The organism is Phaeobacter sp. SYSU ZJ3003 (assembly GCF_041300735.1).
In the GTDB taxonomy this organism is placed as follows: domain Bacteria; phylum Pseudomonadota; class Alphaproteobacteria; order Rhodobacterales; family Rhodobacteraceae; genus Phycobacter; species Phycobacter gallaeciensis_A.
The window spans coordinates 1-15016 of record NZ_PXNU01000047.1; the positions used below are offsets into that span (position 1 = coordinate 1).

Annotated in this window: 14 protein-coding genes; 10 read left to right on the forward strand and 4 right to left on the reverse strand. The window is 61.8% G+C overall.

What is annotated here, in order from left to right:
• The 6 genes from C6W91_RS16210 to modC form a co-directional block, all read left to right on the forward strand.
• A partial coding sequence (locus C6W91_RS16210; protein WP_370571129.1) for a methyl-accepting chemotaxis protein occupies window positions 1-458 on the forward strand: 458 nt, incomplete at its 5' end.
• A 154-nt stretch (window positions 459-612) separates the two neighbouring features.
• Window positions 613-1551, forward strand: coding sequence for a CheB methylesterase domain-containing protein (locus C6W91_RS16215; protein WP_274830766.1), 939 nt, complete (start codon window positions 613-615; stop codon window positions 1549-1551).
• Between the two features lie 35 nt (window positions 1552-1586).
• The gene (locus C6W91_RS16220) at window positions 1587-2144 is read left to right on the forward strand and encodes a chemotaxis protein CheD (protein ID WP_274830765.1); all 558 of its coding nucleotides are present in this window, start codon (window positions 1587-1589) and stop codon (window positions 2142-2144) included.
• A 198-nt stretch (window positions 2145-2342) separates the two neighbouring features.
• On the forward strand, window positions 2343-3125 hold the full coding sequence (modA, locus tag C6W91_RS16225; protein ID WP_274839940.1) for a molybdate ABC transporter substrate-binding protein: 783 nt from the start codon (window positions 2343-2345) through the stop codon (window positions 3123-3125).
• Between the two features lie 8 nt (window positions 3126-3133).
• Window positions 3134-3826, forward strand: a complete 693-nt coding sequence (modB, locus tag C6W91_RS16230) for a molybdate ABC transporter permease subunit (RefSeq protein WP_274839963.1) — start codon at window positions 3134-3136, stop codon at window positions 3824-3826.
• Window positions 3826-4914, forward strand: a complete 1089-nt coding sequence (gene modC / locus C6W91_RS16235) for a molybdenum ABC transporter ATP-binding protein (RefSeq protein WP_274837439.1) — start codon at window positions 3826-3828, stop codon at window positions 4912-4914. Before modB ends, modC begins: the two co-directional genes overlap by 1 nt.
• 153 nt (window positions 4915-5067) lie before the next feature.
• On the opposite strand, the gene C6W91_RS16240 is transcribed toward modC, so the two are convergent.
• Window positions 5068-5526 carry an Lrp/AsnC family transcriptional regulator gene (locus C6W91_RS16240; RefSeq protein WP_274830762.1) on the reverse strand — a complete coding sequence of 153 codons (459 nt, stop codon included), beginning with the start codon at window positions 5524-5526 and terminating at the stop codon, window positions 5068-5070.
• 116 nt (window positions 5527-5642) lie between these two features.
• Between C6W91_RS16240 and C6W91_RS16245 the strand changes: the two genes are divergently transcribed.
• Window positions 5643-6845, forward strand: coding sequence for a methionine gamma-lyase (locus tag C6W91_RS16245; RefSeq protein WP_274839939.1), 1203 nt, complete (start codon window positions 5643-5645; stop codon window positions 6843-6845).
• 10 nt (window positions 6846-6855) lie between these two features.
• A complete protein-coding gene (locus C6W91_RS16250; protein ID WP_274839938.1) occupies window positions 6856-9222 on the forward strand; it encodes a 1-deoxy-D-xylulose-5-phosphate synthase N-terminal domain-containing protein in 2367 nt (788 codons plus the stop codon).
• 10 nt (window positions 9223-9232) lie between these two features.
• On the opposite strand, the gene C6W91_RS16255 is transcribed toward C6W91_RS16250, so the two are convergent.
• The 3 genes from C6W91_RS16255 to C6W91_RS16265 all read right to left on the reverse strand — a co-directional run bounded on the left by C6W91_RS16255 (window position 9233) and on the right by C6W91_RS16265 (window position 12079).
• The gene (locus C6W91_RS16255; protein WP_274839937.1) at window positions 9233-10189 is read right to left on the reverse strand and encodes a 1-phosphofructokinase family hexose kinase; all 957 of its coding nucleotides are present in this window, start codon (window positions 10187-10189) and stop codon (window positions 9233-9235) included.
• 103 nt (window positions 10190-10292) lie between these two features.
• A complete protein-coding gene (locus tag C6W91_RS16260; protein WP_274833960.1) occupies window positions 10293-11180 on the reverse strand; it encodes a LysR substrate-binding domain-containing protein in 888 nt (295 codons plus the stop codon).
• Window positions 11180-12079: a LysR substrate-binding domain-containing protein gene (locus C6W91_RS16265; RefSeq protein WP_274833962.1), complete on the reverse strand. Its 900-nt coding sequence runs from the start codon at window positions 12077-12079 to the stop codon at window positions 11180-11182. The genes C6W91_RS16260 and C6W91_RS16265 overlap by 1 nt, the downstream gene beginning before the upstream one ends.
• 142 nt (window positions 12080-12221) lie before the next feature.
• On the opposite strand from C6W91_RS16265, the gene C6W91_RS16270 reads away from it, so the two are divergent.
• Both C6W91_RS16270 and C6W91_RS16275 read left to right on the forward strand, forming a co-directional pair.
• Window positions 12222-13724 carry an aldehyde dehydrogenase family protein gene (locus C6W91_RS16270; protein WP_274833964.1) on the forward strand — a complete coding sequence of 501 codons (1503 nt, stop codon included), beginning with the start codon at window positions 12222-12224 and terminating at the stop codon, window positions 13722-13724.
• On the forward strand, window positions 13714-14988 hold the full coding sequence (locus C6W91_RS16275) for an FAD-binding oxidoreductase (RefSeq protein WP_274839936.1): 1275 nt from the start codon (window positions 13714-13716) through the stop codon (window positions 14986-14988). The genes C6W91_RS16270 and C6W91_RS16275 overlap by 11 nt, the downstream gene beginning before the upstream one ends.
• Window positions 14989-15016: the final 28 nt, after the last annotated feature.

Sequence of the window (15016 nt, forward strand, 5' to 3'; positions counted from 1 at the left end):
TCAAGACCCTGATCGGCGACAGCTCGAAACAGGTGGAACGTGGCGTGGATCTTGTCGGCAAGGCCGGGGAGGCGCTGCAGAATATTGTGCAACGGGTCAACCACATCTCGAAACTGGTGACGGATATCGCCGAGGGCGCGGCCGAGCAATCGACCGGTCTGGGTGAAATCAACACCGGTGTGGTGCAGCTGGATCAGGTGACCCAGCAGAACGCCGCCATGGTGGAAGAGGCCACTGCTGCGGGTCACATGCTGAACAGCGACGCCACCAAGCTGGCCGAACTGGTCGCCCACTTCAAGATCACGGGCGGCAGCAATATCACCGCAATGCCGCAGCCTTCGGCACCCATCGCACCGACGGCTCATGGCGAAGATGATTGGGATCTGGACGAGATCACTCCGACCCCTGTCGCCGCAACGGACGGAAACGCCGCCATCGACAAGTGGCAGGACTTTTAACCTGTCATCGATCCGGGGCGCACAGGGTGCGCCCCACCAATTATGTAACTTTCGGTTGTTCACCGAACTAACGTGACTGGGTATAGAATTGACCTCTCAGAACCTATTAATAATAACAACTGACCGGACATTTGCCCGCTCTTTGCAAAGCCACATGGAAGCCGCATATCCCGGTATGAAAGTGCTTTTGGCTAACAACCTCATGATGGCCTACAATCAGGCCGAAGCGGCGCAGCCAACCTTTGCGTTTGTGGAGGATGGTTTCACCCGATTGCCAGAATTCGAAATGATGCTGGCACTGTTCTCGGCCGTGGACACCCGCTGGGTCTCGGTCATGGATAGCCCGGGTGCAACACCTGCACGCCAGTCTTCTCCGTTGCTGAACGTAGGCGCGGGTATTTTCGAACTGACAAAGGCGGACAGCCCGCGCCAGTTTGCCCAATATTACGACATGATGGTCAAGGCGCCACGGCGCGGTGCCCCAGCGCGGACTTCTGCCTCAGCTCCGCCGCCGCCTAAACGCGATTTCAAGAAATTCATCCTGATCGGTTCCTCCACCGGCGGTGTCGAAGCGCTGCGTAGCGTATTGGTCGGCTTCACCCAGAATTGCCCACCTACGCTGATTGTTCAGCACACCGGTAAGAACTTCGGCCCCGGGCTGGTATCCCTTCTGGACCGGATCTGCGCCGCCAAGGTGGTTGCGGCCGAGGACGGCATGCAGATTGAATCGGGACATGTCTACGTTGCCGCAGGACAAACCCGCCACATGGGGCTATCGCCCCGTAAACCTCTGCGCCTTCGCATGAAAGAAGGACCGCCAATTTCGGGCCACACTCCGTCCGTTGACGCTTTGTTCACTTCTGCCATGCCATATGGAAAGGACGTGGTCGCAACAATCCTGACCGGTATGGGCCAGGACGGAGCCAAAGGACTTCTGGAGTTGCGCAAAGCCGGGGCAGCCACATTTGCACAAGACGAAAAATCGTCTGTTGTTTATGGAATGCCAAGGGTTGCCTGGGAAACTGGAGCCGCACAGAAACAAGTGTCTCTTGCCCGCATGGCCGGAGCGCTACTTCAGGCCTGCAAGACCTGAGCCGGGTTTTCCCCGGGCTAAACAAGGAGACCGCTGTGACGTCAGTATTCGCCAACACCACCTCCGTGACCATCCTGCAAGGGGATTACCGCGTGTCCAAGGATCCGTCGGTCGTCTTCTCGACTGTGCTTGGCTCCTGCATTGCAGCCTGCATCTATGACGCGGAGAATGGCGTTGGCGGCATGAATCACTTCCTGCTGGCGAATGCCAATGGTGGCGGTGTCAGCGCCCGCTATGGCATTCACGCCATGGAGCTTCTGATCAACGGCATCATGAAGAAGGGCGCCGAGCGCCGCAATCTGAAGGCCAAGGTGTTTGGCGGCGCAAAAATGTCGGTGAATCTGTCCGATATCGGTGCCTCAAACGCGCAGTTCGTCCAGCAGTTCCTGAAAGACGAGGGTATTCCCTGCATCTCCTCCAGCGTGGGGGGCACATCGGCCCGCCGGGTCCGGTTCCATCCGACATCCGGCAGCGCCCAGCAGACCCGGGTTGCCAACGACCGGCGTCTGGGCGAACAGGAAGTGGCGGCAGCACGTCAACCCACACCCGCACCCGCCACCCCGGCTGGCGCAGGCGATCTGACTCTGTTCTGAGTTGCCGCAGGCGGTCCCGAACCGCAGCCAGATCCCATTCCGAAAAAAGCCGGTCGCAGCCTTGCGACCGGCTTTTTGCATTGTGAGCACCCACGCAGTGGAAAGCGCCAACCACGGGCGAGGGAAATTATCCCTTGCTCCGTTTCCGGCCCGGCGCTACGCCAAGTGAGATATGCAGACGTTCCACGAGGCCCGCCAATGATCCTGTCCCGCACCCGCCGCCTATGTCTGGCTGCCGTGCTGGGATTGGCGTTTGCCATCGCAGCGCCCGGTCTGACCTTTGCAGGCGAGGTCACTGTGTTCGCCGCCTCCAGCCTGACCAATGCAATCAAACGTGTCCGCGCAGGGTTTGAAGCCGAAACCGGGCATACCGTTGCGGTTTCACTGGCCGGGTCTTCCGTTCTGGCGCGCCAGATCGAATATGGCGCGCCTGCTGATGTTTTTATCTCTGCCAACCCCGCCTGGATGGACCATCTTGAGCAGCGCGACAGGATCGTAGCAGGCAGCCGGTTTGACCTGATGGGCAACAGCCTTGTGCTGATTGCACATGGGCAGCAGCAACCGGTGACACTTTCGCCCGATTTTGACCTTGCCGGACTGCTAGGGGAAAACCGGCTTACTATGGCCCTGACCGAAGCCGTGCCGGCCGGGATCTACGGCAAGGCCGCGCTGTCATCGCTCGGTCTATGGGAGGGCATTGCCCCCAATGTAGCCCAGACCGACAACGTCCGCGCCGCGCTGGCCCTGGTCGCCACCGGAGAGGCCCCCTTCGGGATTGTCTACACCACCGATGCAAAGGCCAGTGCAGACGTCAGCATCATCGCCACCTTCCCGGGCGACAGCCACCCACCGATCATCTACCCCGCTGCAGCAATTGCGCCCGGTGACAATCCTGCAGCACGCGACTTTCTCGATTATCTCCAAAGCCCCGCCGCAGGTGCCATCCTGACGGCCGAGGGGTTCACCGTTTTGCCGGAATAGCCCGCATGATGGACTGGCTCGGCCCCGAGGAATGGAACGCGGTTGCCCTGTCTTTACGGGTATCATTCTGGGCAACCCTGGCGGCGCTGCCTCCGGCCATGCTGATCGCCTATGCCTTGGCCCGGTGGGAGTTTCCGGGCAAGCAGTTGCTGAACGGTCTGGTCCACCTGCCGCTGATCCTGCCGCCGGTAGTGACAGGGTACCTGCTGCTTCTGACCTTTGGCACCCAGGGGCCGGTCGGGGGCCTGCTGCAGCAGATGGGGATCGTGCTGGCCTTCCGCTGGACCGGCGCGGCGCTGGCAGCGGGCATCATGGGGTTTCCGCTGATGGTGCGCGCGATCCGGCTGTCCGTCGAAGCCGTCGATCCAAAGCTGGAGCAAGCCGCATCCACCCTGGGCGCGTCGCGGGTTTGGGTGTTTGTCTGCGTCACCCTGCCGCTAGTGTTTCCCGGGCTGATTGCAGGCGCGATCCTGGCCTTTGCCAAGGCGATGGGGGAATTTGGCGCCACGATTACCTTTGTGTCGAACATACCGGGCCAGACCCGGACCCTGCCATCAGCGATCTACGCCTTTTTGCAGATCCCCGGCGGTGAGGCGGCCGCAACCCGATTGGTGCTGATTTCGGTTGCCCTTGCAATGACCGCCTTGCTCCTGTCCGAAGCCCTTGCCCGCAGGGCGGCCAAACGCATAAGGGACGCGTGATGCTGTCGGTGCAGCTCAGCCATAGCAGGCCCGGTTTCACCCTAGATGTCGCCTTTGAGGCGCCGCAGGGGATCACCGTCCTGTTCGGCCGGTCGGGGTCCGGGAAGACCACTGTTGTCAACGCGGTCGCCGGGCTGTTGAAACCGGATGCAGGACGCGTGGCGCTGAATGGACGGGTCCTGTTTGACACCAAATCGGGTCTATGGCTGCCGCCAAACCGGCGCCGCATTGGCTATGTCTTTCAGGAAGGTCGCCTGTTCCCGCATCTGACCGTCCGGCAGAACCTCCTGTTCGGTCGCTGGTTCGCCCCAAAAAATACGCCCAGGGCGGATATCGACCGGATCGTCGAGATGCTGGGGATCGGCCACCTGCTGCAAAGACGGCCCGGAGGTCTGTCGGGTGGTGAAAAACAAAGGGTTGCGATCGGTCGCGCGCTGCTGTCCTCGCCGGAGATGATCCTGGCCGATGAACCGCTGACGGCGTTGGATGAGGCGCGCAAGGCGGAAATCCTGCCGTATTTCGAACGGCTGCGCGATGAAACGGACATTCCAGTACTCTACGTCAGCCACTCCGCAGCCGAGGTGGCGCAGCTGGCCACCACGGTCGTCGTGCTGCAGGACGGCAAAACGGTTCAGCAGGGACCCGCCGCGCAGATCCTAAGCGATCCCAATGTCATGCCGACCGGTGTTCGTTCCGTTGGCGCGCTGCTGGAAACCCGGGTCAAAGCGCATCACCCGGACGGGCTGACCGAACTCGACGCAGGCGGTATTCCATTGTTCCTGCCAAAGATCGCCCAGGCACCGGGTCAGATGATCCGGGTCCGGGTTGCTGCGCATGAGGTGATCCTGTCACGGCAGCGTCCCGAGGGGCTTTCTGCGCTCAATATCCTGCCGGGCACGGTCCAGCAGATCCGCGCCGGTGACGGCCCCGGGGCAATGGTGTCTCTCAAAACGCCAGCCGGGCGCATCCTGGCCCGCATCACCCAGCGCTCGGCGCGGGCGCTGGAGCTCACCGAAGGCGCCGAATGTTTTGCCGTGGTGAAATCGGTCGCCATCGCGCCCAGCGATATCGGTGGCGCTTCGGGATAGGCCTGCCATAGCTTCTGCACTGGGGCACACGGACAAGTTTCACGCATCAGCTAGAGCACTGCTCGCCACGTTCAAACATTACATAACACACATTATGTGCATAATTAGGGCGACGTATCTGCGCCGACCGCTTTTTGGCGACATGCACCGCGCTCACGCAACCGAAGGAAACACCGCCGTCTTTTTCACCGTGCCGTAGACAAAACTTGTGTCGATCGAGGCGATGCCGCCGATGGGATGAATGCGGTTCCGGATGAAATCCTCATAGGCTTCGAGATCGGGCACAAGCACCCTCAGCTGGTAATCCATTGCCCCGGTCATCACGTGACATTCCAGCACCTCATCGATCATCCGGATACGGCTTTCGAAGTTCTTTACATCCGCCTCGTTGTGCCGCTCCAGCCGGACGCGCACGAACACCATGATCGACAGACCATAGGCCGCCGCGTCCACATCGGCGCTGTAGCCCTGCACGATCCCCTTGGCTTCAAGGTTCCGGATCCGCCGCAGACAAGGAGAGGGTGACAGATTCACCGCATCGGCAAGATCCTGATTGGTCATGCGACCATCCCGCTGCAACGCACGGATGATTTGTCGGTCCTTACTGTCCATGAATCCCTCATATTGGTAGATAATGCCAATTATTACCCCAAATAAGGCAGAATTGGCAATCAAATGCCGTACAGGTCAGCACAAAGTGGCGCCATCAAGTTTCAGGAGATATCCCAATGAGCCGCGCCACAGGATTTGCCACCCGTGCCATCCACCACGCCTATAACCCGCTCGACAATGACGGCGCGCTGACCCCGCCCCTGCATCTGACCTCGACCTTCTCCTTTGAAACCGCCGAAGCGGGCGGAGATACCTTCGCCGGAGAGCGCGAAGGCCATATCTATTCCCGCATTTCCAACCCGACCTGCGATTTGCTTGAGCAGCGCATCGCCACGCTCGAAGGGGCCGAGGCAGGCCTTGCCATGGCCAGCGGCATGGGCGCGATCACTGCGGTTCTGTGGACCCTTCTGTCGCCGGGCGACGAGGTGATCGTCGACAAGACGCTGTATGGCTGCACCTTTGCCTTCATGCGGCACGGGCTGGCAAAATGGGGTGTCACTATTACCCATGTGGACATGACTGACGTGGATAACCTGCGTGCCGCGATCAGTGACAAGACCCGCGTCGTCTATTTCGAAACCCCGGCCAATCCGAACATGCGTCTTGTTGATATCGCGGCAGCATCAGACATCGCCCACGCAGCAGGTGCGCAGGTCGTGGTCGACAACACCTATGCCACCCCCTATCTGACCCGCCCGATTGAGCTTGGCGCCGATATCGTGGTGCATTCCGCCACAAAATACCTTGGCGGCCATGGTGATGTGGTGGCCGGGCTGATCGCAGGCACTGCCGAGCAGATCACCGAAATCCGGTTGGTGGGGATGAAGGACATGACGGGGGCAGTGATGGCGCCGTTCAATGCCATGCTGATCCTGCGCGGGCTCAAGACACTAGCCCTGCGCATGGATCGACACTGCGCCTCGGCGCGGGTGGTGGCGGAGTATCTGGAGGCGCATCCGGCCGTCAGCAGCGTGCATTTTCCGGGGCTTCAAAGCTTCCCCCAGCACGAACTGGCCGAACGCCAGATGGCGCAGCCGGGTGCAATGATCGCCTTTGAAATCGACGGCGGTATGGCTGGCGGGATCCAGTTCATGAACGCGCTCGAGATGATCCAGCGCGCCGTGTCGCTGGGCGATGCGGAAACGCTGATCCAGCACCCGGCCTCGATGACCCATTCGACCTATACCGCCGAGGAACGCCTTGAGCATGACATCAGCGATGGCCTGATCCGCCTGTCGGTGGGGCTGGAAGACGTGGCCGACATCCTGCAGGATCTGGATCAGGCCCTGCCCACGCCCGCCAAACACGCTGCCGAATAAGGAGAGCGCCATGCCCGCCGATCTCACCCACCTGAAGACCGTCGAACAGCGGCTGCTGTGGCTGTCGCACTGGATGATCCATCACGCCAATCACGTGCGCCCCAAGGTGGACGGGATCAAGATCGGCGGGCATCAGGCCTCCTCGGCCTCGATGGTGTCGATCATGACCGCGCTTTATTTCTCGGCCCTGCGGCCCGAGGACAGGGTAGCGGTCAAACCCCATGCCTCGCCGATCTTTCACGCGATGCAGTATCTGATGGGCAACCAGACCCGCGAGAAGATGGAGAATTTCCGCGGCTTTGGTGGCGTGCAGAGCTATCCCAGCCGGACCAAGGATATCGACGATGTGGATTTCTCCACCGGTTCGGTGGGCCTTGGCGTGGCGATCACCTCATTTGCAGCGATTATCCAGGATTACATCAAGGCCAAGGATTGGGGGCGCGATGCCCCGATGGGCCGCATGGTGGCGTTGGTCGGCGATGCAGAACTGGACGAGGGCAATATCTACGAAGCCCTGCAGGAAGGTTGGAAAAACGATCTGCGCAACACCTGGTGGATCATCGATTACAACCGCCAGTCACTGGACGGAATCGTACGCGAAGGGTTGTTCGGGCGGATCGAGAAGATTTTCGACGCCTTCGGCTGGGATGTGGTGCGGGTCAAACATGGCGTCTTGCAGCGGGCCGCGTTCGAGGAACCCGGTGGCGATCATTTGCGCGACTGGATCGATGCCTGCCCCAATCAGGAATATTCCGCGCTGACCTTCATGGGCGGTGCAGTCTGGCGCAAGCGGCTGATGGATGATCTCGGCGATCAGGGCGATGTGACGGCCCTGATCGACCGGCGCAGCGACGCCGAACTGGCCGCGCTGATGGAGAACCTGGGCGGGAACTGCGTAGAGACCATGGCTCAGACCTTTGACGCCATCGACCACGACCGGCCCACCTGTTTCCTCGCCTATACGATCAAGGGCTGGGGCACGCCCATTGCGGGACACAAGGACAATCACGGCGGGCTGATGAACAAGTCCCAGTTCACCGAATGGCAACAGCACATGGGCGTGGCCGAAGGCGAAGAATGGGAGCCTCTGGCAGCGGTCAAAGACCCGGATGCTCTGCGCGCCTTCCTGTCTGAGGTGCCCTTCTTTGCCAAGGGCACCCGTCGCTATCAGGATGACAAACTGGCGGTGCCCGCGATTGCCGTCGACACCTCGCGCGAGGTGTCGACCCAGATGGCCTTTGGCAAGATCCTTGATGATCTCTCGAAGGGCGATAGCGCACTGGCCGACCGCATCGTCACCACCTCACCCGATGTGACCGGCACCACCAACCTTGGCCCATGGGTAAACCGGCGCAAGCTCTTTGCGCGCACCGAACAGGCCGATGCATTTATCGAAAACCGCATTCCCTCGACCGCGAAATGGGAGTTCACACCGCAGGGCCAACATATCGAACTGGGCATTGCCGAGATGAATCTGATGCTGCTCTTGGGCGCGGCGGGCCTGTCGCATTCGCTCTTTGGCAAGCGGCTTATCCCCATCGGCACGGTCTATGACCCCTTTGTCGCCCGCGGCCTCGATGCGCTGAACTATGCCTGTTATCAGGCCGCGCGTTTCATTCTGGTCGGCACCCCCTCTGGGGTGACACTGGCGCCCGAAGGCGGTGCGCACCAATCCGTCGGAACGCCTCTCATCGGGATGAGCCAGGACGGGTTGGCCTCCTTTGAACCTGCCTTTGCCGATGAGCTGGCCGTGATCATGGAGTGGGCCTTTGACTACGTGCAGCGCGATGGCGAGGGCGATCCGGATGAACGCACCTGGCTGCGGGATGAGACCGGCGGGTCGGTCTATCTGCGCCTCACCACCAACCCTGTTGAACAGCCCGGCAAACGCGTCGACGAAGAATTCCGTCAGGGTGCCATCGATGGCGCCTACTGGCTGCGCAAGCCGGGGCCGAATTGCGATGTAGTGATCGCCTATCAGGGCGCAGTTGGCCCAGAGGCGATCAAGGCCGCCGGAATGGTCGGCGAAGGTCGACGCGACATTGGCGTGCTGGCGGTGACCTCGGCGGACCGGCTGAATGCAGGCTGGACAGCGGCGCAACGCGCTCGCGCCCGCGGCAATGCGGCGGCGCAATCGCATATCGAGGCCCTGATGGGGCGGCTGCCGCCCCATTGCCGGATCATCACTCTGATCGACGGGCATCCGGCCACATTGTCATGGCTTGGCTCTGTCGCCGGGCACCAGACAATCCCGCTTGGGGTGGAGCATTTTGGCCAGACCGGCACTATCGGGGATCTTTACCGCCACCACGGCATCGACGCCCGCGCCATCGTCGAAAAGGTGAATGGTTTGACAGCCGGGAAGAAGATGGCCTGAGGGGCGCACATCAAAGGGATGTATCTTCGCGAAGCGCGCAGCGGTCCAGCAGTGCGGTTACATCCTCGGCCCTGAACAATGCGGTGCCTTCGGTCTGGACCGTTGCGCTGGCGGCGGCAACGCCCCAGCGCAGCGCCTGCCCCAGAGGCTGGCCCTGCGACAGGGCCAGCGTCAGCGCCCCGGTAAAGGCATCCCCGGCCCCGATTTTACTGACCATCGGAACCTCGGGCGCGCGACAGAAAAACCGCTGCTGCCCCGTCACCAGAATGGAGCCTTCACCGCCGCGGCCGCCAACCACGAGCTCCGCCACGCCGCGCGCAATCAGCGCCTCGGCAAAGGTGTAGCTGTCATTCAGGCTCTCCATCCTGTGCCCTGCTGACTGCTCCGCCTCACGCTGATCCAGCCGCAACAGATGCACCGGCTCGGATGGTGAGGTGAGCAGATTTTCCAGCGCAGTCTTTGAGGTATCGACAACCAGCTTGCCCCGGCTCGGGGTCAGGGCCGCCAGAACCTTTTGCGGGAAATCGTCACCCAGACCGGGCGTGACGCCACCGCTAAGGACCACATAACCATCCCTTGGCGCGGCAGAGGCAATCGCATCGAGCAGACGCGCGCCATCAGCCTCACTCATCTCCTCACCCGGAACACTGAAGCGGAACTGTTCGCCGGTCGATGTATCCGTCACCGCAAAACTCTGCCGCGTTTCACCACCGGCCTGCACGGGATCCACCGGGACGCCCTCCGCTGCCAGAAGCTGCAACAGCCGCTCCCCCATGGCGCCGCCTACGGCAACCAGCGCCAGAACATCGCCGCCCAGCCTGTGAATGGCCCGGGCCACATTGACACCGCCACCGCCCGGATCAGTGCGCGGAGTATCACAATAAAGCTTGGGGCCTGCCACCACGTGGGCGATCGAGGTGGCCAGATCAACGGCAGGGTTCAGCGTGATTGTGAGGATCTTGGACATTGGTTTCCCAGCAGGCAGGTCAGAGCACAGCCTCTGCACATCTAATTCTTTTCTGTCGCGCCACCAATCCCGGACGGTCTGAGCCGCCGGGCGGATATGGCGGCTAAGGCTCTTCCCTGCGCAGCTGTTTTCTAAGCCAGGCCTCGAACCGTTGCACCGGTTTTGGCGCCGCCCCGTAGGGACGCACGAAATAATAGCGTTTGCGGGAAGTCAGATGCGGACCGGGAATGCGCATCAACTCACCCGAGGCGATTTCCTGATCTACCATATCATATGGCACGATCGCTGCGCCCAGCCCGGCCACCGCTGCAGCAATAACCATCGAATGCTGGTCGAAATAGCGCCCGTCCTGACGCGGCGCACCTATGATCCCAGCACGTGCGAACCAGTCCCGCCAGGCTTCCTCGCGGCTTTCCAGATGCAACAGCGGCACCCCAGGCCAATTCGGATTGCCCGCAAGATCCTGCCCGGCAAAGAAATCCGGCGCGCAGACCGGGATCATCTGCTCGCCGAACAATTCGGTCATCAGCGTACCCGGCCAATTGTCGAGCCCGTAGTGAATGGCCAGATCAAAAGAGGTGCGGCTGAAATCAAACGGCTCCAGCCGGGTGGTGAAATTCAGCTCGATCTCGGGGTGGCGGGCAAAGAAATCCGGCAACCTTGGGATCAGCCAGCGATTGGCGAATGTCGGCAGGACGGCGATCCGCAGCGCCGAACGCCCGGCCCCGGCGGCAACCGCTTTTTGCAGGCTGGCCTTCAGCGATCCCAGATCCTGCGCCAGATCGGTGGCAAGCCCCTGCCCGGCCGGGGTCAACACCACACCGCGCCCGACCCGCTGGAACAACTCGAACCCCAGGACCGTTTCCAGCTCTTTCACCTTCTTGCTGACGGCGCTTTGAGTCAGCCCCAGTTCCTCGCCGGCGGCGGTGAAATTCTGATGCCGGGCTGCGCTTTCGAAACAGCGCAAGTGGGTCAGGCTCGGCAGCCGCATCACGACACCTCCTGCGGGCCGATCTGCCCGACCAGCCAGTCACGGAACTTCAGCAGGGGATAATCCGCCGCCCGATCCTGCGGCCAGACCAGAAAATACGACCCCAGCGTAACCGGCGCGCCCGGCACTGCCAGTTGCAGCCGACCCTGGGCAATTTCCGCCTCGGCAATGAAGGTCGGCAGCAGGGCAACGCCAAGCCCATGTACCGCCGCCTGTGTCATCGCCGAGGATTGATCGAACAACATGCCGCGCAGTTTTTCCGCCGGAACCTCATGCAGGGCAAACCATTGCTCCCAGCTGTCCGGGTGGGTCTCCAGATGCAGCAGCGGAAAACTGAGCAGCTCCTCCGGCGTTGCGGCCGGGGCATGCATCAGTCCGGGCGCGCAGACCGGCAGCACGTGTTTGGGCATCAGGGGCAAATATTCGACGCCCGGCCAATCACGTGTGCCATAGTGAATCGCAGCCTGTGTGGTGCTGCCCTCAAAACTGAACGGCAGGTTATGAGTCTGAAGGTTGACGGTAATCCCCGGATGCCCTGCCACGAAATCCTTCAGCCGCGGCGCCAGCCAATGCAGCCCGAAGGAGGGCAGGATCGACAGGTTCAGACTGCCCCCATCCGGGTTGGCCCTGAGTTTCACCGAGGCCTGCGCCAGCCGGGTCAGGATACCGCGTGCCTCCTGTGCGAACCCTGCCCCCGCCGGTGTCAGCTGCATCCGCATCTGATCTCGCGCAATCAGATCAACCCCCATCTGCTCTTCCAGCTGTTTCAGTTGGCGGCTGACCGCGCTTTGGGTCAGCGACAGATCCTCGGCCGCCGCTGAGGCGCTGCCCAGACGGTCCACCGCTTCGAGGGCAAGCAGGGATGGAATGGAGGGTAAAAAGCGACGCGGCGCGATCATATGACTTTACCTCATACCGGCAGGAATTAGTTTCATGTGCAAACCACTCCTTTCAATGACAAACAAGGGAAAACACCAACACCTGATCATCAAAGATAGTTCTTTCCCTCATGATCAGCATTCTCTGACAAGGACTCCTTCCATGGATTACGCAGATATCCTGACCGCCGCTGGCCTGACCAAAGACGAACTCTGGGGTGGAACGCTCAGCGTGACCACGCCGGTCGATGGCAGCGAAATCGCCAAGTTGAAAATGCACGGTGTGAGCGAGGCAAACACCCAGATCGAAGACGCGAAACAGGCATTCAAGGACTGGCGGCAAGTGCCTGCCCCGCGCCGCGGTGAACTGGTCCGCCTGCTTGGCGAAGAGCTGCGCCGCGAGAAGGAAAACCTTGGCCGACTGGTGACGCTGGAATGCGGCAAGATCTATCAGGAAGGCCTTGGCGAAGTGCAGGAGATGATCGACATCTGCGATTTCGCGGTTGGCCTGTCGCGCCAGCTTTATGGCCTGACCATTGCATCCGAGCGCCCTGGCCACGCCATGCGCGAAACCTGGCACCCGATGGGCACCTGCGGCATCATCACCGCCTTCAATTTCCCGGTCGCGCCCTGGTGCTGGAACGCGGCGCTGGCGCTTGTCTGCGGCGATCCGGTGATCTGGAAACCTTCCGAGAAGACCCCCCTGACGGCGCTGGCGGTTCAGAAGATCTGCGAGCGGGTTATGGAAACTTTCGGCGACGAAGCTCCAAAAGGCCTGATTCAGACTCTGGTTGGCGAACGCGATCTGGGCGAAGCGCTGACAGCCTCCAAGAATGTTGCGATCATCTCGGCCACCGGTTCGGTGCCGATGGGCAAGGCGGTGGCCGCCGATATGTCCAAACGTCTGGGGCGCACAATTCTGGAGCTGGGCGGCAACAACGCGATGATCGTGGCCCCTTCGGCGGATCTGGAAATGGCCCTGCGCGCCATCGTGTTCTCCGCCGTTGGCACCGCCGGGCAGCGCTGCACGACCCTGCGCCGCCTGATCGTGCACAAGGATATCTATGACCAGCTGATCCCGCGCCTGATCAAGGCCTATGAGGGGCTTCCGATTGGTGATCCTCTGGCCGACGGCACCCTGGTCGGCCCACTGATCGACCGTCCCGCGTTGGACGCCATGGACGCTGCGTTGGCGCAGGCCAAGGCCGAAGGTGGAAAGGTGCACGGCGGCGGGCAGGCGCAAAAGGGCAGCCATGGCGATGCGGCCTATGCCCATCCGGCCATCGTGGAAATGCCGGAACAATCGGCAATCATGCATACCGAAACCTTCGCACCGATCCTTTATGTGGTGAAATACGACGATCTGGATGAGGCCATCGCCCTGCAGAACGACGTGCCTCAGGGGCTCAGCTCCTGCATCTTCTCCACCGATGTGCGCGAGACCGAATATTTCCTCTCGGCAGCGGGTTCGGATTGCGGTATCGCCAATGTGAACATCGGACCCTCCGGTGCCGAAATCGGCGGGGCCTTTGGCGGAGAAAAGGAAACCGGCGGCGGCCGCGAAAGCGGATCTGATGCCTGGAAAGGGTATATGCGCAGGCAGACGAATACCGTGAACTATTCACGCGATCTGCCACTTGCACAGGGGATCAAATTTGACATCTGATCTGGCGTCCAGTCTTTGGCATGACACCTGCCGGGAGCAGATCCTGGCGCCGCAGCTGACCGAAGAGGTCACTGCGGATCTGGTGGTGATCGGCGGCGGCTACACAGGGTGTGCCGCCGCGCTGAAGGCTGCGGGACTAGGCGCCGATGTCCGCCTGATCGAGGCGGGCAGTTTCGGCAGCGGTGGGTCGGGGCGCAATGTCGGTCTGGCCAATGCCGGCCTCTGGCTACCCCCCGAGGATATCAACGCCGAAATCGGCGAGGCGGCCGGGCGCCGCCTGTCCGACCTGCTCGCCGGGGCGCCGGATATGGTCTATGACCTGATCGAAACCCATCAGATCGCCTGCGAACCGGTCCGCAAGGGCACGCTGCACTGCGCCCATGCCCCCAGCGGCATGAAAGATCTGCAACGGCGCTTCGACCAGCTGTCGCGGATCGGCGCTCCGGTGAAACTGCTGGACGCAAGCGAAGCGCAGGCAAGGGTCGGGTCCGAACAGGTGTTCGGCGCGCTGTTTGATCCACGCGCTGGCACGATCCAGCCGCTGGCCTATGCCCGTGGCCTCGCCCGGGCCGCTGCGGGCGCAGGTGCAAAGGTCCACGCAGAGACCCCTGCCCTATCGGCCACACGGCAGCAGGATATCTGGGACATCACCACCCCCAATGGCCGCATTCGCGCCAAGCATATGATCGTCGCCACCAACGGCTACGCCCTGCCCATCGAAGGGCTGCAAACCCCGGCCATGATCCCGGTGCATTATTTCCAGGCCGCAACCGATCCGCTGCCGGACAGTGTTCGCAGGGTCATCCTGCCCGAGCTGGAAGGATGCTGGGATTCGGCGCTGGTCATGTCCTCCTGGCGGCTGGATCAGGAAGGTCGCCTGATCATCGGCGGCATGGGTGCGCTGAACCATTCCGGCAGCGGCATTCACCTCGGCTGGCTGCGGCGCAAACTGGCCGATCTATTCCCGGCGCTGGCCGACACGCCCTTGCGACAGACCTGGTTCGGGCGGATCGCAATGACCACGGAACACCTGCCGAAGATCCAGCATCTGGACGGCGGCTATGCCTGTTTCGGCTATTCCGGGCGCGGCATCTGCCCCGGCACACTGTTTGGCACCCGCATGGCGGAGGCACTGCTGACTGGCGAGACATCCTGCCTTCCGGTAGACCCGGTGGCCAGCCACAGCCTTCCCTTTGCCGGGCTCAAACAAGCCTATTACGAGACCGGCGCGACCCTGACGCATCTGGTCAAAAACCGGTTCTGAAAGGGGCAGACCAGTGTCACCCGCCCTG

Coding starts and splice junctions, on each gene's coding strand:
- C6W91_RS16215 (WP_274830766.1), top strand. CDS start 613: ATGGAAGCCGCATATCCCGGTATGAAAGTGCTTTTGGCTAACAACCTC.
- modA (WP_274839940.1), top strand. CDS start 2,343: ATGATCCTGTCCCGCACCCGCCGCCTATGTCTGGCTGCCGTGCTGGGA.
- modB (WP_274839963.1), top strand. CDS start 3,134: ATGGACTGGCTCGGCCCCGAGGAATGGAACGCGGTTGCCCTGTCTTTA.
- modC (WP_274837439.1), top strand. CDS start 3,826: ATGCTGTCGGTGCAGCTCAGCCATAGCAGGCCCGGTTTCACCCTAGAT.
- C6W91_RS16240 (WP_274830762.1), bottom strand. CDS start 5,526: ATGGACAGTAAGGACCGACAAATCATCCGTGCGTTGCAGCGGGATGGT.
- C6W91_RS16245 (WP_274839939.1), top strand. CDS start 5,643: ATGAGCCGCGCCACAGGATTTGCCACCCGTGCCATCCACCACGCCTAT.
- C6W91_RS16250 (WP_274839938.1), top strand. CDS start 6,856: ATGCCCGCCGATCTCACCCACCTGAAGACCGTCGAACAGCGGCTGCTG.
- C6W91_RS16255 (WP_274839937.1), bottom strand. CDS start 10,189: ATGTCCAAGATCCTCACAATCACGCTGAACCCTGCCGTTGATCTGGCC.
- C6W91_RS16260 (WP_274833960.1), bottom strand. CDS start 11,180: ATGCGGCTGCCGAGCCTGACCCACTTGCGCTGTTTCGAAAGCGCAGCC.
- C6W91_RS16265 (WP_274833962.1), bottom strand. CDS start 12,079: ATGATCGCGCCGCGTCGCTTTTTACCCTCCATTCCATCCCTGCTTGCC.
- C6W91_RS16270 (WP_274833964.1), top strand. CDS start 12,222: ATGGATTACGCAGATATCCTGACCGCCGCTGGCCTGACCAAAGACGAA.